The sequence below is a fragment of the Epilithonimonas sp. JDS genome (assembly GCF_021261315.1).
Lineage (GTDB): Bacteria > Bacteroidota > Bacteroidia > Flavobacteriales > Weeksellaceae > Epilithonimonas.
Genome location: NZ_JAJSAX010000001.1, coordinates 1403956 through 1420983, shown reverse-complemented (window position 1 = coordinate 1420983; position 17028 = coordinate 1403956). Strand labels below are relative to the sequence as shown.

The 17028-nt window shown below is 38.9% G+C and carries 14 protein-coding genes; 8 read left to right on the top strand and 6 right to left on the bottom strand.

From position 1 onward, the window contains the following. Positions 1–126: 126 nt before the first annotated feature. Positions 127–2247, top strand: a complete 2121-nt coding sequence (locus LUD75_RS06710; protein ID WP_232704881.1) for a carboxy terminal-processing peptidase — start codon at positions 127–129, stop codon at positions 2245–2247. A 57-nt stretch (positions 2248–2304) separates the two neighbouring features. Here LUD75_RS06710 and htpG read toward each other — a convergent pair whose 3' ends face one another. Then, complete coding sequence (htpG, locus tag LUD75_RS06705; protein ID WP_232704880.1) at positions 2305–4194, bottom strand: molecular chaperone HtpG; 1890 nt, start codon at positions 4192–4194, stop codon at positions 2305–2307. Between the two features lie 518 nt (positions 4195–4712). Between htpG and scpA the strand changes: the two genes are divergently transcribed. From scpA to LUD75_RS06690, 3 genes are all read left to right on the top strand, one after another. Then, positions 4713–6836, top strand: a complete 2124-nt coding sequence (scpA, locus tag LUD75_RS06700) for a methylmalonyl-CoA mutase (protein WP_232704927.1) — start codon at positions 4713–4715, stop codon at positions 6834–6836. Positions 6837–6888: 52 nt separating this feature from the next. Beyond that, the gene (locus tag LUD75_RS06695; RefSeq protein ID WP_232704879.1) at positions 6889–7455 is read left to right on the top strand and encodes a Crp/Fnr family transcriptional regulator; all 567 of its coding nucleotides are present in this window, start codon (positions 6889–6891) and stop codon (positions 7453–7455) included. Between the two features lie 83 nt (positions 7456–7538). Then, entirely contained in the window at positions 7539–8276 is a 738-nt protein-coding gene (locus tag LUD75_RS06690; RefSeq protein WP_232704878.1) for an SDR family NAD(P)-dependent oxidoreductase, read from the top strand. 66 nt (positions 8277–8342) lie between these two features. Here the strand turns inward: LUD75_RS06690 and LUD75_RS06685 are convergent, their stop codons facing one another. Next, complete coding sequence (locus LUD75_RS06685; protein WP_232704877.1) at positions 8343–8657, bottom strand: hypothetical protein; 315 nt, start codon at positions 8655–8657, stop codon at positions 8343–8345. A gap of 84 nt (positions 8658–8741) precedes the next feature. Here LUD75_RS06685 and meaB point away from each other — a divergent pair, with 84 nt between their 5' ends. After that, a complete protein-coding gene (gene meaB, locus LUD75_RS06680) occupies positions 8742–9728 on the top strand; it encodes a methylmalonyl Co-A mutase-associated GTPase MeaB (protein ID WP_232704876.1) in 987 nt (328 codons plus the stop codon). On the opposite strand, the gene LUD75_RS06675 is transcribed toward meaB, so the two are convergent. From LUD75_RS06675 to LUD75_RS06665, 3 genes are all read right to left on the bottom strand, one after another. Next, positions 9725–10243, bottom strand: a complete 519-nt coding sequence (locus LUD75_RS06675; RefSeq protein WP_232704875.1) for a DUF4251 domain-containing protein — start codon at positions 10241–10243, stop codon at positions 9725–9727. The genes meaB and LUD75_RS06675 overlap by 4 nt on opposite strands. Positions 10244–10311: 68 nt before the next feature. Further along, on the bottom strand, positions 10312–11418 hold the full coding sequence (locus LUD75_RS06670) for a glycosyltransferase (RefSeq protein ID WP_232704874.1): 1107 nt from the start codon (positions 11416–11418) through the stop codon (positions 10312–10314). A gap of 1 nt (position 11419) precedes the next feature. Further along, complete coding sequence (locus tag LUD75_RS06665) at positions 11420–11635, bottom strand: uroporphyrinogen decarboxylase (RefSeq protein WP_232704873.1); 216 nt, start codon at positions 11633–11635, stop codon at positions 11420–11422. 165 nt (positions 11636–11800) lie between these two features. On the opposite strand from LUD75_RS06665, the gene LUD75_RS06660 reads away from it, so the two are divergent. After that, complete coding sequence (locus LUD75_RS06660) at positions 11801–14323, top strand: ATP-dependent Clp protease ATP-binding subunit (protein WP_232704872.1); 2523 nt, start codon at positions 11801–11803, stop codon at positions 14321–14323. A 51-nt stretch (positions 14324–14374) separates the two neighbouring features. After that, entirely contained in the window at positions 14375–14959 is a 585-nt protein-coding gene (locus LUD75_RS06655; RefSeq protein ID WP_232704871.1) for a Crp/Fnr family transcriptional regulator, read from the top strand. Positions 14960–15072: 113 nt separating this feature from the next. Here LUD75_RS06655 and LUD75_RS06650 read toward each other — a convergent pair whose 3' ends face one another. Continuing rightward, the gene (locus tag LUD75_RS06650) at positions 15073–15597 is read right to left on the bottom strand and encodes a hypothetical protein (protein ID WP_232704870.1); all 525 of its coding nucleotides are present in this window, start codon (positions 15595–15597) and stop codon (positions 15073–15075) included. Positions 15598–15838: 241 nt separating this feature from the next. Here LUD75_RS06650 and mnmA point away from each other — a divergent pair, with 241 nt between their 5' ends. Further along, entirely contained in the window at positions 15839–17026 is a 1188-nt protein-coding gene (gene mnmA / locus LUD75_RS06645; RefSeq protein ID WP_232704869.1) for a tRNA 2-thiouridine(34) synthase MnmA, read from the top strand. Positions 17027–17028: the final 2 nt, after the last annotated feature.

Sequence of the window (17028 nt, the reverse complement as noted above, 5' to 3'; positions counted from 1 at the left end):
TTATCTCAAAAATAACCAATTTATAATGAGTAAAATAAAATAAGGTGTTAAATTTGGTTTCGTTTTTGAATACCAACGTAACATTCAAAAGAAAATTTTGACTAATATAAGTACAGATTAAAATTTATGTTCAAAAAAATCAAGTTCAAGAAACTGCTGATGTTTGCGCCACTGATGACGCTGATGTTCTGTTTCAACTCCCCTCAAAATGACGATGAAAAAATGCAGACGATAATGGTAAGCGTAAAGAATACACTCTCATACCTTCATTACAGTCCAAAACCTATTAACGACGCTTACTCACAAGATGTTTTTGATAAATATATGGAAGATGTGGATGCATCCAAAAGATATTTCCTGCAATCCGATATGGATGAGTTCAAAAAACATTACACAAAGCTGGATGATTATCTGAACAATGGTAATCTCGTTTTTTATAAACTGACAGTCGACAGACTTTATCAGCGTGTTGACGAAATCGACAAAATGGCTCAGGACATTCTTTCGAAACCAATCAATTTGGAAGAAAACGACGAATTGATCCTTGAACCGAAAAAAAGAGTTAATCCGGCTGATGCCAAACAACAGTACAATGAGTGGAAAAAGTACATCAAGTACAACATCCTTCAGGAAATGGAAACCTTGACCAGCAAAGAAGAGTCTCAGAAAAAAAAGAAAGATTCTGTCATCAACAACAAACTTCCGGACACGATCAAATATGCGCCACTTTCTATGGAAAAGAAGCGTGAGAAAGCAACTGCGGAGGTTAAAGATATGATCACAGATTCTTTCAGACGATTCAAGAAAAGAAAGAAAATGGACTGGTTCTCCGTTTATATGAACGCTTACACCGAAGTTTTCGATCCTCACACCAATTATTTCTCTCCGAAAAGTAAAGAGGAATTTGATATGCAGTTCACCGGAAAAGTGATCGGAATTGGTGCATTAATCCAAGAAAAAAGAGGTTATCTGTATCTGGGTGAATTGACAATCGGTGCGCCAGCCTGGAAATCAAAGCAATTGACAGCCGGCGATAAAATCTTAAAAGTAAAATCAAAACCGAACGAAGAAGCGGTAAACGTTGTCGGAATGCTGTCCGATGAAGCTGTAAGATTGATCCGTGGTGAAAAAGGAACTCCGGTAACTTTAACCGTTGAGAAAAAAGACAAGACCATCAAAGAAGTAACAATGATCCGTGAAGAAGTAGCAATTGAAGATACTTTTGCAAGAAGTATAGCGGTGACTGCGAAAAATGGAAAAAAATACGGCTTCATCTACCTTCCAAGTTTTAATGTGGACTTTGAAGATCCTAAAGGCAGAAATGCTTCCGATGATATCAAAGCTGAACTACTTAAGCTTAAAAAAGAAAATGTTGAAGGCATCATCCTGGATCTTCGAAGCAATGGCGGTGGTTCTTTGACAGAAGTTGGTGATATTATGGGCTTGTTTATGAATGCCGGTCCTTATGTTCAGGTAAAAGACAGCCGTGGAAAAGTTCAAACGTTGAGCAACAAATCCAATGAGCCGATCTGGACAGGTCCGCTTGTTGTGATGCAAAACGAATTGTCGGCTTCGGCTTCAGAGATTCTTGCAGGTGCATTTCAGGATTATGGAAGAGCAGCGATTATTGGTTCGCCAAGTTCTTTCGGAAAAGGAACAGTTCAGACGTTTGTTGAGCTTAACAGATTCCTGAATACGAATGATGATTTCGGAGCTTTGAAATTAACGATTCAGAAATTCTACAGAATCTCCGGAGAATCGACTCAGAGAAAAGGTGTGGAATCTGACCTTAAGATGAAAGATTTCTTCTCCTACTCAGAAATTGGAGAACGTTTTGACCAATTCGCTTTGCCTTGGGACAAAATTGAAACTACTTCTTACAAGAAATTGGCTGGACTTAACATTCCTCAATTGCAGGCAGAACTTGACAAGCAACTTGTAAACAATCAAAATTACAAGATGCTGCAGGAATCTTCCGAATGGAAAGAAGCCCTGGATAAAGAAGAAACGATTACATTAAATCAAACCAAATTCAATGAGCTGATGAAAACGCGTAAAGCGCAGATCGAGAAGTTCAAAGGTTTGGACAAATTCAACAACGGATTGAAATTCACCATTCATCCGGACGAAGCAGAAAGAATTAAAAAAGACGAGGCATTTGCCAAGAAAACAGAAAACTGGAGAAAGAATCTTGAACGGGATTTCTATCTGGAAGAAACGGTAGATGTTCTTTCGAAGATCAAATAACGAAAAAGCGGAACTAAAATTTAGTTCCGCTTTTTTATGCTTAATAATGAAATACTATTATTTCAAACTCTCAAAACTACGCTTGATAAAGTCTGTCAATTCTTTTCCTTTTAAAAGATTCTGAGACAATTTTGCCAGATCCAAAGCTTGATTGATCATCGCAGTTTTCTCTTCCGCATTATCTTTTTTCAATAATTCTCCAGCAAAATCTGAGTTAGAATTCACCACCAAATTATACATTTCCGGGAAACCGCCCATTCCGAACATTCCTCCACCGCCGGTCGCCTGCATATCTTTCATTCTTCTGATAAACTCTGGCTGAGTCAAGGTAAACGGTGCATCTGTAGAATCCAGATCTTCCAACTGAACGGTAAACTTTTGATCATTGATAGATTCCTCGATATTTTTCTTCAAAGTTTCCTTATCCGTTTCATTCAATTTTGAAATAACAGGTTCGTCTTTTTTGATCAAATTATTAATGTGATCTGCATCTACTCTTGCAAAAGAAACATTTTCCTTAGAGCTTTCCAATTTCTGGATCAAGTGCGGAACAATTGGAGAATCCAACAACAAGACTTCATAACCTTTGTCTCTCGCAGACGCGATGTAGCTGTGTTGCTCATCCGCGTTGGTTGCGTAGAGGATCACTGTTTTTCCATCTTTGTCCGTTTGAGTTGGTTTGATCTTCTCAACCAATTCATTCCAAAGATAATATTGACCTTCCGTCGTTGGATAGAGCGCAAACTTGTCAGACTTCTCATAGAATTTATCTTCAGAGATCATTCCGTACTCGATCACAATCTTGATGTCATTCCATTTTTGCTGGTAATCTTCACGATTTTCGTTGAAAAGAGAAACCATTTTGTCCGCCACTTTTTTCGTGATGTAAGAAGAGATTTTCTTCACTGCGCCATCAGCCTGCAAGTAAGAACGGGAAACGTTCAATGGAATATCCGGAGAATCGATCACACCTCTCAGCAACATCAAGAAATCAGGAACAATTCCTTTCACCTCATCCGTCACAAAGACTTGATTTTGATACAACTGAATTTTATCTTTTTCGATATTAAGGTTGTTCGCCAATTTCGGGAAGAACAAAACACCCGTCAAATTGAACGGATAATCCACATTCAAATGGATATGAAACAACGGATCTTCAAACTGCATCGGATACAATTCTCTGTAGAAATTGTTGTAATCCTCAGCTTTCAGTTCGCTCGGCGCTTTTGTCCAAGCCGGCGTTGGATTGTTGATGATATTATCTACCTCAACCGTTTCTGGCTTTGCATCTTCCGCAGAACCTTCTGGCAAAGGCAAGGTCTCCGTTTTCGTCCCAAATTTAATTGGAATTTGATTGAACTTGTTATACTTCGTCAAAAGCTCACGGATTTTAGATTCTTCCAAAAATTCCAAAGAATCCTCTGCAATATGAAGCACGATTTCCGTTCCTCTGTCAGATTTTTCGGTTTCTTCCAAAGTATATTCCGGACTTCCGTCGCAGATCCAACGAACTGCTTTACTATCTTCTTTGTAAGATTTCGTGAAGATTTCCACTTTCTCCGCCACCATAAACGCCGAATAAAATCCAAGACCAAAATGGCCGATAATCCCAGCATCTTTCGCAGAATCCTTATATTTTTCAAGGAATTCCTCCGCACCGGAAAACGCCACTTGGTTGATGTATTTCTCAACTTCCTCGCCCGTCATCCCAAGACCTTGATCCTTGATGCTCAGCGTTTTCGCCTCCTTATCAATTTTCACCTCGATGATCGGATTACCATAATCCACTTTCGCTTCACCGATCACGGTCAGATGTTTCAACTTCGTCGTTGCATCCGTCGCATTCGAAATCAATTCACGAAGAAAGATCTCGTGATCACTGTAAAGAAACTTCTTGATCAGCGGAAAAATATTCTCCACCGACACATTAATACTTCCTGTTGACATATTTATATATTTTTTGTTAATTTTTTAATCTCAAACTCCCGAACTCTCCCACTCTCAAACATAGTTTGGGCGACTGCCAAAAGCCAAAGCTAAATCCCACGCTATTTTGTCACCGGGCTATCCGTTGCAATCTTTTGCTTTTCACGATTTGTCACCGATTGACGCATTTCCCAAGCAAAAGGATTTCCACTTCTATCCCTGTCGCGGGTTTCCCTAGTCCATCAAGATTTCACAAAAAAAAGACCATCCAACAATTAATGACAAATTGTCGCTTGCGGTGATGTTTCAAACTGAAAAGTCTTCGACTCCGCTCAGACTGACACTGTTAAAACATTAAGCTAATATTAGATTTGTCACACTGAGCGGAGTCGAAGTGTTCAGCATATAAAATTTATGTGTTCTTAATTTTCATTTAGCATTAACTCGCTTTTACTCAAATGCAAAAAACTTTTGTGCCTTTTGTGGTTCAATACATTTTTAAAAATCCTTACATTTACTTTCATCAAGACCAATCCAAAATGCGCCACAAAATCCAAAACCAAAATCCTGATTTCAAGAACATTACCTTCGATTCCAATTCGGAAAATTACACTTTTGAAAAAGACGGTTTGGAACTGAAATCAAAATACACCAGCGAAGATGTCAAAAACAAAGACATCAAAGCAGGCTCCGCAGGGATTGCGCCTTTTCTTCGTGGTCCATATTCCACGATGTATGTTCAAAAACCTTGGACCATCCGCCAATACGCAGGTTTTTCTACAGCCGAAGAATCCAATGCGTTTTACAGAAGAAATCTCCAGGCTGGACAAAAAGGTCTTTCCGTTGCATTTGATTTGGCAACACATCGCGGTTACGATTCAGACCACGCAAGAGTTGTTGGAGACGTTGGAAAAGCAGGCGTAGCAATAGATTCGGTGGAGGATATGAAGATTTTGTTTGACCAGATTCCATTAGACGAAATCTCAGTTTCGATGACAATGAACGGCGCCGTTTTGCCGATTTTATCTTTTTATATTGTTTCGGCAGAAGAACAAGGAATCTCGATGGATAAGCTTTCCGGAACGATTCAGAATGATATTTTGAAAGAATTTATGGTGCGAAACACTTACATCTATCCACCAACGCCATCAATGAAAATCATCGCCGATATTTTCGAATACACTTCCAAGCATATTCCGAAATTCAACTCGATTTCCATCTCGGGTTATCATATGCAGGAAGCTGGTGCAACGCCGGTTTTGGAAATGGCCTATACTTTAGCCGACGGTTTGGAATACGTCAGAACCGGAATAAAAGCCGGAATGAACGTCGATGATTTCGCTCCAAGATTATCCTTTTTCTGGGCCATCGGAATGAATCATTTTATGGAAATTGCGAAAATGCGAGCGGCAAGATATATTTGGGCAAATCTTCTAAAACAATTCAATCCTCAGAATCAAAAATCCTTAGCCTTAAGAACCCATTCGCAAACATCTGGCTGGAGTTTAACGGAACAAGAACCTTTTAATAATATCACCCGAACAACGATTGAAGCTTTGTCTTCGGCCTTAGGCGGAACGCAATCTCTGCACACCAATGCTTTGGATGAAGCGATTGCTTTACCAACAGATTATTCGGCGAAAATCGCAAGAAATACACAAATTATCCTTCAACAAGAAAGCGGAATCTGCGACGTCGTTGACCCAATGGGCGGAAGTCATTTGATTGAAACTTTAACGCAACAAATGATTGAGGAAGCAATGAAATTCATCGATGAAGTAGAAAAAGAAGGCGGAATGACCAAAGCCATCGAAGCCGGAATTCCGAAAATGAGAATCGAGGAAGCATCGGCCATCAAGCAAGCAAAAATCGATAGCGGAGAAGAATTCATCATCGGCATCAATTCCTTCAAATCCGATTTAAAACAAACCGAAATCGAAATCCTCGACATCGATAATACGGAAGTACGCAGAAAACAAATCGAAAGATTAGACAAAATTAAATCCGAACGCAATTCAGAATCTGTCGATGAAATTTTAAATAAAATCAGAGAAACGGCAAAAACAGGAAACGGAAATCTTCTGGAACTTTGTATTGAAGCTGCTCGCAGAAGAGTCACACTTGGCGAAATGAGTGATGCAATGGAAGAAAGTTTCGGGCGTTATAAAGCCAATATCAGAACCATATCAGGAGTTTACGCGATGAATGCAAGCAAAAATGAATACTTTGAAAAAGCCGTGGCCTTAAGTCAAAAATTTGAAGACCAAGAAGGAAGACGACCAAGAATTATGGTTGCAAAAATGGGACAAGATGGTCACGACCGCGGTGCGAAAGTAGTCGCAACGGCGTTTGCAGATATGGGATTTGACGTCGATGTTGCGCCATTATTTCAAACGCCGGAAGAAGTCGCGAAACAGGCGGTGGAAAATGACATTCATATCTTGGGCGTTTCGTCTTTGGCAGCAGGTCACAAAACTTTGGTTCCTCAAGTGGTGGAAGAGTTGAAAAAATTGGGTGCAGATGATATTACAATCGTCGTTGGAGGTGTGATTCCGCAACAGGATTACGAATTTTTATACCAAAACGGCGCGCATCATATCTTTGGTCCGGGAACGAATTTGCCGAAAAGTGCGGTGGAGATTTTGGAGAAATTTTTAGCTTGATTTTTTACCAAATGACAAATCAACCCAGAATTTTTGTCCCTAAGTTTCCACAATGAAAGAATTATTCGATTTTATTTTACGCTTCGGGAATTTCAATCCTCAGCAAATGGACTTTATTAAGAGTAAAGCCAAAGAAATTGATTTCAAAAAAGATGAGTATTTTTCCGAGGCCGGGAAAATTGCGAGTCAGGTTGGATTTGTTGTCGATGGAATTCTGCGTGTTTGCTATTACAACAATGAAGGCGAAGAGATCACCAAATATTTCATCGAGGAAAACAATCTGGTTGTCGACCTGGAAAGTTTTGATAATCAAATCATTTCCAGTTCTTACGTTCAGGCCATTACAGATTGTAAAATGATCATATTCTCAAGAAAAGATTGGTTGGAACTTTTGCAGACCATTGTTGGTTTCGATGTCATTGTCAACAAGATTATTTCCAGAGCTTTATTACAAAAAGTGGAACGGAGAAGTCCGCTTGTTACTGAAGATGCGACCAAACGTTATCTCAAATTTTTGGAGATCTATCCTAATGTCGTGAATAGAATTCCGTTATCTTATGTTGCCTCATACCTTGGTGTTACACAATCTTCACTTAGCCGAATCAGAAAAAACATTTGATTATCATTTGCTTTTTGTCATTTGGCAAATGCTAATGTTTTGAATTGGTTCAATTTTACATCATCAATTTAAAACAAGAAAAAATGACAACAGTATTAATAACAGGTGCCAACAGAAGTATTGGTCTTGAAACAGCAAAACAACTTTCAGCAAAAGGTTTATTCGTATATTTAGGAAGTCGCAACCTTTCAAAAGGTGAAGCAATTGTAAAAGAACTTAATGAGCGAGGATTTAACAACATCAAAGCAATTGAAATAGATGTTACCAATCAAGAATCAGTTTTAGCAGCTAAAAATAGCATTGAACGAGAGCACGGAAAACTGGATATTCTGATCAACAATGCGGGAATTCTGGGAACACAGCCTCAAACTGCTACAGAAACTTCTGTTGAAAATATCAAAGAAGTTTTTGAAACTAATTTTTTCGGTGTGATCAATGTGACGCAGGTATTTTTGGAACTACTTAAGAAATCTGAAAGTCCGAGAATCAGCAACATTACTTCCGGACTTGGTTCTTTAACGCTTCACAGTGACCCGAACTGGAAATACTATCAAGTAAAATCTGCGGCTTACGGACCATCCAAAACAGCTTTGAACGCGTACACGATAGTTTTAGCTCACGAATTGAAAGATTCAAAATTCAAAGTGAATGTCATCGATCCTGGTTACACAGCGACAGATTTCAACCATCACAGCGGTCCTGGTTCTGTGGAAAGTGCAGCCAGCTTCATTATCAAACATACTTTGACAGATGAAAATGCGTCAACTGGCCAGTTTTTCAGCAACGATATTGAAGATGAAACTGGAATTAGTCCGTGGTAATTTTTGTAAAATGTAAAACGTACCCTGTATTAATGACTAAAAGAGAAACTTTCTGGTTTCTCTTTTTTATTTCTTAGCATTCTCATTCACATAAGCCAAAACCCAATTGGTCTCTTCTGCATTTAGTTTTGCTTTTGGTGCCATTGCAGCGATGATCGGTTTCCAATCAGCCACTGTGAAATCTCCTGGCGACGGCAATCCGTGGCATCTGCCGCACTTCAGATTGAATAGATCTTCACCTTTTTTTAGCATTTCTTCCTTGCTAAGATTAGCTATTGCTGTAGAAGTTTCTGGCGATGTTTTAGCAGGAGCGGCATGCTGCGTTTTACAAGAATAAACGATCACACCAACAAGGCACAAACTATATATGTATTTTTTCATTATTTTTGATTTTGATTTAATTCAAAAGTAATTAATTTGATGACAGCTTCCACAGTTGATCATTAATTTGTAACAATTCCAAATATGGCAAAGCAGTTCGGCATCGACGATTACATCGCAGGAATCAAAGCGTCTGACAAACGGATTCTTGGGAAAGCCATTACACTCATCGAAAGTAAAAAATCAGAACATAGAGATCTTGCCGATAAGCTCCTAAAAGCGATTCTTCCTCTCACTGGAAATTCCATCAGAATTGGAATCACTGGCGTTCCTGGCGCAGGAAAATCTACGTTTATAGAAACATTTGGAAAACTGGCAATCGAGAAAGGAAAGAAAGTGGCCGTTTTAGCGGTGGATCCCAGCTCCTCAATCAACAAAGGAAGTATTCTTGGTGATAAAACCAGGATGGAAGAGCTGGCAAAAGATCCAAATGCTTTCATCCGCCCGAGTCCGAGTTCCGGATTTCTTGGTGGGATTGCGAATACGACTTTCGAAAGCTTATTGATTTGTGAAGCAGCAGGTTACGATTATATTCTGATAGAAACGGTCGGTGTTGGACAAAGTGAAACCTTAGTCAATGATATTACAGATGTCTTCCTTTTTCTAAAAATTATTGGTGGCGGCGACGAACTTCAAGGTATCAAACGCGGAATTATGGAAATGGCAGATTTGATTTTCATTAATAAAGTCAATTCCGAAAATCTCGCCAAAGCCAAACTTACGAAAACGGAATTATCCAGAGCTTTACAGTTCATCACTGCTAAAGAAAAAGATTGGAAAGTGCCAATTATATTAGGTTCAGCCTTAGAAAATGAAGGTCTTTCTGAAACTTATGAAAAGATTGAAAACTTCATTTCACTCAAAAATAAAAATGGAAGTTTTCTGGAAAACCGAAGAGATCAAGCTGAAAAAAGATTCGAATTTTGGGTCAAAGAATATATTCTGGAAAAAGCTAAACGCGATAATTCATTGGAAAATTCTTATGTGGAGCACAAAAAAAATGCTTCCGAACTCCATTCAAATTCAAGTTCAGAAGCCAGGGAATTTGTAAAAAAGCTGTTGGGAAATTAATTGGATTTAACCGAAATGTTGCCGTCAAAACTGATCGGCTGTCTGTTATTCGAATTAACGGATAAAAATGCACTTCCGTTTTTAAACACTTCCAGATTGAAAACATAGTTCTCCTTCTGGTCGCGCGGAGTAATCGTAAAAAGCGCATTCCCTTTTTTGGTCGTGGATTGTTTAACGTTGAATTCTTTGGATTCAAACCTGATTCCGCCGTTGTTGGCATCACCTGGACTTGCATTGAAAGCCCGTCCAAAATATGGCAAAGCAACGCTGAACAAATCCTTTTTCAAATTAAAACCATTGCCCGGATCAAGATTCAGAATTCGAGTTCCGGTAGATCCCGGCATCGAATTCATCACGTTGATAACATCATAATTTGTTGGAAAAGCCTTGGTTGCATTGAAATCAAATTCCTTTTTTTCGACAACTGAACTGAGCGTGGCTGGATCTAAATAGGTTTGACTTCCGCAACTTACAGTCATCAAAGCTAAACTGAATATTAATAATAAAGATTTCATTTTCATTGTTTTAGAAAGTTTGTATTGCAAGAATGATGCAACTTTTAGATTCAACAAAAGCACAAAAGTTAATGACTTTGTTCCAAATCTTTTCTGGCATCGCTGAACAGTTTCAGGATTTTTTCTTCCTGATTTTCCCAGCAAAGCTCGTCGGACGCTACATTCAGGTTGTGAAGATAGAAGGCTTTACCATTTTCCAGAACCAGATTAATTTTCTCGGCAAGATGTTCCGGCGAATGATTTTCTATAATTTCTCCTACGCCAAAAGTCTGCACAATTTCTTTCATTTCCGGGAAATTGGAAACGACAACAGGAACTCGTGACTGGATGTAATCTGAGATCTTGTTTGGTAAAGAATAGTAATAACTCAGTCCGTTATTTTCCTCAATGCTCAGTCCGACATCAGCTTTTGGCGTGATCTGACGAAGATCTTCCGGGCATAATTTTCCAAGAAATTTGACTTTATTCTCCACTCCGGATTGTTTTGCCAATTCCCAAAATTCGTTTTCTAAAGGTCCGCCGCCGGCAATCCAAAGTTCTGCGTTTTCAATCGATTGTATTGCAAGAATTGCTTTGTCGATTCCTCTCGAATAGTTGAGCCAGCCCTGATAAAGAATTACTTTTTGCGAATTTTCCTTCGTTCCTGTAAACTCGATTTTTCTTGGCAAATTATTGATGACCAAAGGTTTATTGATATTGTATTCCTTCACAAACCAATTGGCGTAGGAATTACTTGCCGTGATCATTCGTTTGATTTTCGGGACGAATGTTTTTTCTATTTTCTTCCAGACGTGCTTTACCCAACGGCCTTGGATGGTCGGCATTTCTGTGAAAATCTCGTGGCTGTCGAAGATGATTGGAATGTTGAGTTTTTTGGAAACCAGATAATTTGGCATTAATGTTTCCAGATCATTGGCTAATAAAATGGTCTTATTGTCAGCATTTTTCAGAATTTCTTTGTAGAGTTTTCGCTGAAATTCGATGTAAGCAAACCGCAGTTTTTTGGATTTTAATTCGATTCTGAAAAACGGATAAGGGCGATCCATTTCCGGTGCGCCGAGCCAGTTGTTACCGATTAAAACAGGTTCGTAACCATTATCATAGAGTGTTTTGCATAGTTTTTCGACACGCTGGTCTGTAAGTAAATTATTAAAAACACTAACAATAACTTTCATTCTAACTCTTTTTTACAATGTTATAGATCTGAATCACTGCCAATACAGCATTAGGAATGATGATTGGCCAAAGCATTCCGCTGTAGATTCCGTAGATTACAAAACAGATGCAACCCAATAAATTGACGGTTCTTATCGTTTTAATATCTTTGAGCAGGAAGCTCACGACCACGAAAATCGAGGCTAGATAACCCACATATTCTGACCAGTTATTCATTTAGTTTTTTTGAGGTTTACAAACCTAAACAATTTTTAAAAAAATCAAGTCATAAAGTCCGTTTTTTTCAGATGGCAATCTATTTGCAAACAAATATTTAAATTTTACAATAATTAATTGTAGGATTTATCATAAAAAACATAACTTAGTGTATAATTTTTAATTATGGATTATAAATTTTCAGACGGTTTGAACCGCGTGTTCAAACAAAGCAAAAATGAAGCAAGGCGTTTGCAGAGTGAATTTCTGAATACTGAACATTTCCTTTTAGGAATCATCAAAACTGAAAATTCTGCAAAAGAGATCCTCGAAAGTCTAAGCGCGGATCTTACCCAGATAAAAAGAAAAATAGAAACCCTGAGCTCTGTAAACTCAAATCCGTTTACAGCGAATATGGGAAGTATCTCTTTCACAAAAATGGCAGATCAGGCTGTGAAAAGGTCTGAGCTGGAATGCCGCCAATATCAATCTTCGGATATCAATACGGTGCATCTTCTGTTAGGTATTCTTTACAAACAAGAAGATCCTACAGCAAATATTCTGCAGGCTTACGATATCGATTATGATGCTGTTCAAAAAGCATACAGAACAATGTTGAAAAACACCGATCAGTTGCCGCAAAACAGCGCGTATGATGATGACGAAGAGAAAGAAGAACCTTACAGCCAGATGAAAAAGCCGACGGGAAATCTTGGTGCTCAGAAAAGTAAGACTCCAACTTTGGATAACTTCGGTCGTGATCTAACATCCCTTGCAAGAGATGGAAAACTGGATCCAGTTATCGGTCGTGAAAAAGAAATTGAAAGGGTTTCTCAGATTTTATCAAGAAGAAAGAAAAACAATCCTCTTTTGATTGGTGAGCCAGGTGTTGGTAAATCGGCGATTGCAGAAGGTTTGGCTTTGAGAATTCAGCAGAAGAAAGTTTCTCGAGTTCTTTACGGTAAAAGAGTAATTACTTTAGACTTGGCAAGTTTAGTTGCCGGAACAAAATATCGTGGACAATTCGAAGAAAGAATGAAAGCGATTATGACAGAGCTGGAGAAAAACCGCGATGTCATCCTTTTCATCGATGAGTTGCACACGATTGTTGGCGCAGGAAGTTCTACGGGAAGTTTAGATGCTTCCAATATGTTCAAACCGGCGTTGGCAAGAGGTGAAATCCAATGTATTGGTGCTACAACGCTTGACGAATACAGACAATATATTGAGAAAGATGGAGCCTTGGAACGTCGTTTTCAAAAAGTAATGGTTGAGCCAACTACAGTAGACGAAACGATTCAAATCCTTCATCAGATCAAAGATAAATACGAAGATCACCACAACGTTCATTATACAGATGAAGCAATCCAGGCTTGTGTAAATTTGACCGCGAGATACATCACAGACAGATTCCTTCCGGACAAAGCGATTGATGCGATGGACGAGGCCGGATCCAGAGTCTATATCAAAAATATGAAAGTTCCTTCTGAAATTATCGAGCACGAATCGCGCATTGAAGAAGTGAAGGAATTAAAACAGCAAGCGGTTAAAGCTCAGGATTATCTTGAAGCCAGAAAGCTGAAAGATGAGGAAGAAAGACTTCAAATTGAATTGAATCTTGCGCAGGAACAGTGGGACAAAGACGTCAAAGAGAAAAAAGAAGAAGTGACCGAAGAAAGCGTTGCGGAAGTAGTTTCTATGATGAGTGGGGTCCCTGTAACGAAAGTTGGCAAGAATGAGCTTGATAAACTGGCTCAGATGGACGAGAAACTTAATGGAAAAGTTATCGGCCAGGAAGATGCTGTGAAGAAAGTGGTGAAAGCCATCCAAAGAAACAGAGCTGGTCTTAAAGACCCAAACAGACCAATCGGGACATTCATTTTCCTTGGAACAACTGGTGTTGGTAAAACTGAATTGGCAAAAGTAATGGCTCGTGAATTATTCGACTCAGACGAAGCTTTGATTAGAATCGATATGAGCGAATATATGGAGAAATTTGCGGTTTCCAGATTAGTTGGAGCGCCTCCAGGATACGTTGGATACGAAGAAGGTGGACAATTGACGGAAGCTGTCAGACGAAAACCTTACGCAGTCGTTCTTCTTGATGAGATTGAGAAAGCGCATCCGGATGTTTTCAACATTTTGCTGCAGATTTTGGACGAAGGTTTTGTAACCGATTCATTAGGTAGAAAAATTGATTTTAGAAATACAATCATTATCCTGACTTCGAATATCGGAACCAGAGACCTGAAAGACTTCGGAGATGGTGTAGGATTTGGAACCAATGCGAAGAAAACCAATACCGATGCTAGAGCAAGGTCTACGATTGAGAACGCTTTGAAGAAAGCATTTGCGCCGGAATTCCTAAACAGAATTGATGACATTATTATCTTCAACTCTCTTGAGCAAAAAGATATTAAAAGAATCATCGATTTGGAATTGTCAAAACTATATGGCAGATTGGAAAAATTAGGCTACAGAATAGAATTGACGGAAGAAGCAAAGGATTTCATCTCAGAAAAAGGATGGGACAAAGATTTCGGAGCGAGACCTCTGAAACGTGCGATCCAGAAATACATCGAAGACTTGTTGGCTGAAATGCTTGTCAACAAACAATTTGGTGAAGGTGAAACAGTTGTACTGAAAGTCAACGAGGCCAAAGATGGTTTGGAAGGCGAAACTGTAAAAGAAGAACAAATCGTAAAATAAATAATTTTAAATACTACAGAGACCACCCTAAAAAGTGGTCTTTTTTACATTATGGATGAAGCTTCAAAAGAGTTTTTACTGCAAAGTGTTCCGGGAATTACAAAAGAAGACATCGAAATTCTTGCGCCTTACACCACAGTGAGGAAATTCAAATCCGGGGAAACTTACATCAAATCCGGCGAGAACAACCGCAAGGTTTATTTCATCAAAAGTGGCATTGTCCGGGTTTATCATCTGGAAGATAACGGAACAGAAAAAACCATTCTTTTCCATAATAAGAAGAGTTTTTTCGGCAATTACGACGGCATCATTTACAATCAGCCATCAAGGTATTTCTACCAATCCATCGGGGAAACCGAACTTTTTGAACTGACTTATGACGCTATTCATCTTGGTTCACAAAAAAGTCTGACCATCAATAATCTGCGAGCCAATATGTTTTTGGCAATGATTGGTATTCTGTTAAAAAACATCGAAGATTTCGTACTGTTGAATCCAGAGGAAAGGTATCAGAAACACTTGGAAGAAAATGCGAAAGTTCTGCAGAAAGTCCCATCAAAATATATCGCTTCATTGCTGGGAATCACGCCAGTATCTCTTAGCAGAATAAAAAAGCGACTTTTTAAAGGAAATTAACAAAGGTTAATTTTTGTTCCAGAAAATCAATTTACATTTGCAGCTCCTAATAAGGTCCTCTAAAAAAATCTATCCCAAACACGAATGATGATAAATAGGAGGACTTTACTTTTTTATAAGCCTACCACAAATCCCACACTTGGGATAAATCCGGTACTGAAAATACTACTTCTTTCCTTCCATAAAACGTTATACATCAATCCAAATTGGGCAAATGCATTGTTTCCTAACGGTTGCATATATCCGCCTCCAAGATAAAGAGCCGTTTCATCGGTTCTAAATTTGTAGCCGTTATATTTCTCTTCAGAATTAATGAAATATTGCTGAAGATTGGCACCTAGAAAGAAAGAACGCGCAAAATAATAATTCATAAAAGGACCAACCCCGAACATTGTCGATTTGTAGAAATTGGAAGTTTGCCAGGAAACATTGCCTATCATTCCGCCTTCCAATTGATCTGTGATTTTGTAGCCAACTCTCGGGGAAACCTGAAGATTAAAATAGCTGTCACTTCCGAAACCAATACCCAATCCGCCACCGAAAGTCCAGCGGTTTGCGGGCGTCTGCGGACTCATTGCAATTTGGGAAAAGCTTAGAAAACTTATAAAAATCAAGCAAAGGGTAAATAACTTTTTCATAATTAATGTCATTTTTAGAATGAAATATTGTTCAAATACAAAAGCTCGCAGCCCGACTTGAGTGGATTCCGATGTAAAATCGGGAGGGAGTGGAAGGCGGAATAGCTGCCCAAATTACTCTTTTTGAGACTATCGTTTTTATCAATCCTTAAAATTATGGTTTTTTTGCGAAAGTTTTAATTGTATTTTTGCAATCTCAAACTAAGAACTCCCGTCAAGAGTTTCGTAAAATTGAAATCAAATGAAAATAGTAGTTGGCCTCTCCGGAGGCGTAGATTCTAGCGTGACCGCTTATCTTCTGCAACAGCAAGGTCACGAGGTTATCGCACTTTTTATGCGAAACTGGAACGATGCATCGGTGACATTGGAAGACGAATGCCCGTGGATTGAAGACAGTAATGATGCGCTTCTCGTCGCACAAAAATTAGGAATTCCTTATCAGGTCATTGATATGAGCGAGCTCTACAAGGAGCGAATCGTGGATTATATGTTTGACGAATATCAAAAAGGACGAACGCCAAATCCCGATGTACTTTGCAACCGCGAAGTGAAATTCGATGTGTTTATGAAAACAGCTTTATCGCTTGGTGCTGAGAAAGTTGCGACTGGACATTATGCGCGCGTGACTTCTACTTTTGATGAAAACAGGAAAGAGATTTTTCATCTTTTGGCCGGGAAAGATAACAACAAAGACCAAAGTTATTTCCTTTGTCAGTTGAGCCAAGACCAATTGTCGAAAGCGCTGTTCCCAATCGGAGAATTAACTAAACCTGAAGTAAGGGAAATCGCTAAGGAAATCGGATTGGTAACCGCGGATAAGAAAGATTCTCAGGGACTTTGTTTCATCGGGAAAGTGAGTTTGCCGACATTCTTACAACAACAATTGGTTCCGAAAGAAGGAGAAATCGTGGAAATCTTCAATGACTTTGCTGAATTCCATAAAGAAGTTCCAACTTTTAATTCAAAATTAGAAGAGTTGGAATATCTGTCGGCGAAAATCAATTATAAAAAAGAGGACGGAAAGGTGATTGGCAAGCATCAAGGCGCGCAGTTTTTCACGATTGGCCAAAGCAAAGGTTTGGGAATTGGCGGCCACAAGGAATCTTGTTTCATCATCTGCCGAGAAATGGAAAACAACATCATCTTCGTAGGTGAAGGGAAAAATTTCCCCGGACTTTTCCGAAAAGCTTTGAAAATTGAAAATGCGGAATTGCATTGGGTTCGCGAAGATTTGAGATTAAAAAATGGCGAATCTATGGAAGTAATGGCGAGAATCAGATACCGACAAACTTTGGAAAAAGCCACGATTCATCAATTCGAAAATGGATTCTATATGGAATTTGAAAATCCACAGTCGGCGATTGCAGAAGGGCAATTTGCGGCCTGGTACATCGATGATGAATTGATTGGAAGTGGCGTAATTGCTTAAAA

Bases quoted from the DNA above. Each gene is read 5' to 3' on its own strand.
- LUD75_RS06710 (WP_232704881.1), top strand. From the start codon at position 127: ATGTTCAAAAAAATCAAGTTCAAGAAACTGCTGATGTTTGCGCCACTG.
- htpG (WP_232704880.1), bottom strand. From the start codon at position 4,194: ATGTCAACAGGAAGTATTAATGTGTCGGTGGAGAATATTTTTCCGCTG.
- scpA (WP_232704927.1), top strand. From the start codon at position 4,713: ATGCGCCACAAAATCCAAAACCAAAATCCTGATTTCAAGAACATTACC.
- LUD75_RS06695 (WP_232704879.1), top strand. From the start codon at position 6,889: ATGAAAGAATTATTCGATTTTATTTTACGCTTCGGGAATTTCAATCCT.
- LUD75_RS06690 (WP_232704878.1), top strand. From the start codon at position 7,539: ATGACAACAGTATTAATAACAGGTGCCAACAGAAGTATTGGTCTTGAA.
- LUD75_RS06685 (WP_232704877.1), bottom strand. From the start codon at position 8,657: ATGAAAAAATACATATATAGTTTGTGCCTTGTTGGTGTGATCGTTTAT.
- meaB (WP_232704876.1), top strand. From the start codon at position 8,742: ATGGCAAAGCAGTTCGGCATCGACGATTACATCGCAGGAATCAAAGCG.
- LUD75_RS06675 (WP_232704875.1), bottom strand. From the start codon at position 10,243: ATGAAATCTTTATTATTAATATTCAGTTTAGCTTTGATGACTGTAAGT.
- LUD75_RS06670 (WP_232704874.1), bottom strand. From the start codon at position 11,418: ATGAAAGTTATTGTTAGTGTTTTTAATAATTTACTTACAGACCAGCGT.
- LUD75_RS06665 (WP_232704873.1), bottom strand. From the start codon at position 11,635: ATGAATAACTGGTCAGAATATGTGGGTTATCTAGCCTCGATTTTCGTG.
- LUD75_RS06660 (WP_232704872.1), top strand. From the start codon at position 11,801: ATGGATTATAAATTTTCAGACGGTTTGAACCGCGTGTTCAAACAAAGC.
- LUD75_RS06655 (WP_232704871.1), top strand. From the start codon at position 14,375: ATGGATGAAGCTTCAAAAGAGTTTTTACTGCAAAGTGTTCCGGGAATT.
- LUD75_RS06650 (WP_232704870.1), bottom strand. From the start codon at position 15,597: ATGAAAAAGTTATTTACCCTTTGCTTGATTTTTATAAGTTTTCTAAGC.
- mnmA (WP_232704869.1), top strand. From the start codon at position 15,839: ATGAAAATAGTAGTTGGCCTCTCCGGAGGCGTAGATTCTAGCGTGACC.